A 2,499-nucleotide genomic window follows, 5' to 3' on the forward strand; every position below is an offset into this window, starting at 1 on the left:
GTTGGAGACGTTCAACGATTCACCAGCACGTGGGGAGGAGTACGATGCCGTCTCGTCTCTCTCGTGGAACGGGCCGGAGCGCAATCAGGAGGGGACGCTACGACGGGGACAACTACCAAAACTCGACCTTCCGACATATATCAACTACTGGTACTATAACATCAAATGGGATGTCGAACACGAGGGGATGGTTTCGCAACTGTACGCGTCCGACATCTACGGCACCGAAGAGGAGTACATCGAGGAACACTTCCCCTATCTAACCATCGAGCGGGTATTGGAGCGGCGAGGCTGGCAGTTGGACGAGGTACAGCGATTCGAGGACGGGAGCGCGCGCTACGTCTGGACGAAGCCCAATACGCGTGAGTCGGTTTCGGGGTCGGCAAAGCGACTCGTGGAGAAAATGCGGCGCAGGCGAACGGCGTGAGTTCGAATCAGGGACTTACGACACGACCCAGAAACAGCGTCGTGTCCGTCGGTTTGTGGCGGATCAGGAACAAAAACGGCCTATCGACCGTCATCTCGAACGGGTTCGCCGGTGCCCCCGTCGCGACCACCTTGACGGCCGTCGCGGCCGCCGCTTCCGTCCCCTTCTCGTCGACGCCGATGTAGCTCTCGTGGAAGACGTCCCCTATTTGGAGGTCCTCGCTCGTTTTTTCGAGGTTCGCCATGCCGCCGAAATCGGCGTTCGACGAGAACGCGCGCTCCATCCCGAGCGCGGAGAGCGTCGTTCCGAGTTCGAACGACGATTCGACGCTGAACTTGGGAAGCGAAATCGACCCGTGCTCCGTTTCCAACTCGTCCACCATCGTCGTCAGTCCGTCCGCGTCGAGCGAGTCCGTGAACTCCTCGAACGTGCCCTCCTTCGGCAGGACGACGACCATGCCGACTTCGCCGCCGACGTATGGCAGTTCGATGAGTTGATGACCATCGACCGTCGCGTACGGAAACGAACTCGATTGGGACATCATCGGCACCGTCGCTTCCGTGCCGTCGAGCGTGGTGAACGGTTTCTGTTCCGTCCGTTTTTCGGAGAACGTCTCGTCCCACGTCGCTTTGAAGTAGATGGCGTCGGTGAGCACGAGGCGGGTCATCGCGTCGAGCGAACCCTCGGGTAGCAGGTCCGTGATCTTGTCCGCCGTCCGTTCGGCGGCCCAGTTGTTGACGGCGTCCCTCGCCCCGTCGGCATCGTGCTCGAAATCGCAGATGTGCAATCCCGCGCCGTAGTACGTCAGGAGCGTTCCGAGGTAGTCATCGCGCCACGGATAGCCGTCCTGTCCCCAGACCGCGTTCGCCGTCGTCAACTGGAACGGCGTCCCTTCGTCGGAGTCGGCCGTGGACCGCTTCGCCGTGGACTCGATTTCGTCGTCGGTTTTCCCGAACGCGGCGTGAAGCGAGTCGCCGTCGAGCGGGAACTGGAGGGCGTCGTGCATCTCGGTTCGCGTCTCGCCGCGAGCGCCCGCGTAGGTCATCGCCAGCGCGACGGAGACGCTGTACGGGGAGAAAAACTGGTTTTCCCCCGGAGAATCGTCCGCGAGCGACGAGAGCAGGGTCAGTCCGAACGCGGTGTTTCCGCGGGCGAGCGTTCGGATGGCTTTCTCGTCCGTCGAAACGGGATTCGGTTTCTCTGTTCCTGTCACGGTCTTTTCCGGCGTTTCGGTCATTAGTCCTCCTTTCGGGTTCGGTTTTTCCATCGAGAACGAACCGAGACACCCGGGGAGGAGTGCCCCGGCGGCGAGCGCGTTCGCGAGGGCGAGCGTTTGGCGGCGGGTGGGAGCCATACTCGTCGTTTCGTCGTTGCGAGCAAATATGTTCCCAAGGGACAAATAACCGTTTTACTTACTGTTCTTCCCGACGCGCGAAGAACACCTTCGGGTCCATCGTGAGTTTCGTCTCGCCCGCTTCGTTCTGCATTTCGAGGGAGAACGTGACGAGGCCGCGACTCGGGTCGCTCTCCAGCGTACGCTTGTCGGTGACTTCGAGCGTCAGCGAGAGCGTTTCCCCCGGCTTGACCGGAGCGGGCCACGTCACGGATTCGACGCCGGGTGAACCCAGACTCCCGCTGTTCTCGAAGAAGTTGTCCACGAGGATTCGCATCGAGATGGCCGTGCTGTGCCACCCGCTGGCGACGAGTTCGCCGAACATCGACTCCTCGGCGGCGTCCACATCAACGTGGAACTCCTGCGGGTCGTATTGTTCGGCGAACTGAAGGATTTCCTCCTCGGTGACGGTGTAACTGCCGAACGTCTGTCGGTCGCCGACGACGAGATCCTCGAAATCGCGGTCTGACATGGATGGTGGTTTGGGGAGATGGCACAAATAATCGCGGGCTTGGGAAATTTTGGAGGCTCGTCAACACTTGGAGTCTCGCTCCGACTGAAATCGCTACGAAACGGGGTGCTTGATGGTTTGGCGAGTGCAATCGCTGGGAAGACGACCTCGAAAGCCCCCGTCCGCTCACTTCGAACGGACGATTACTTTCTGGGCCGTCATCGTCAC

3 protein-coding genes are annotated in these 2,499 nt (G+C 60.7%); 1 reads left to right on the forward strand and 2 read right to left on the reverse strand.

Features of this window, described 5'->3' with window-relative positions; genetic code table 11:
- The coding region (locus WBV42_RS20675) for a hypothetical protein (RefSeq protein WP_423987708.1) at nucleotides 1-427 on the forward strand (427 nt) is incomplete at its 5' end.
- 7 nt (nucleotides 428-434) lie between these two features.
- On the opposite strand, the gene WBV42_RS20680 is transcribed toward WBV42_RS20675, so the two are convergent.
- Both WBV42_RS20680 and WBV42_RS20685 read right to left on the reverse strand, forming a co-directional pair.
- Nucleotides 435-1,781, reverse strand: a complete 1,347-nt coding sequence (locus WBV42_RS20680; RefSeq protein ID WP_423987709.1) for a serpin family protein — start codon at nucleotides 1,779-1,781, stop codon at nucleotides 435-437.
- A 58-nt stretch (nucleotides 1,782-1,839) separates the two neighbouring features.
- The gene (locus tag WBV42_RS20685) at nucleotides 1,840-2,292 is read right to left on the reverse strand and encodes a MaoC family dehydratase (RefSeq protein ID WP_423987710.1); all 453 of its coding nucleotides are present in this window, start codon (nucleotides 2,290-2,292) and stop codon (nucleotides 1,840-1,842) included.
- Between the last annotated feature and the right edge of the window lie 207 nt (nucleotides 2,293-2,499).

Origin of the sequence: Haladaptatus sp. (assembly GCF_049589095.1) — an archaeon.
Taxonomy (GTDB): domain Archaea; phylum Halobacteriota; class Halobacteria; order Halobacteriales; family Haladaptataceae; genus Haladaptatus.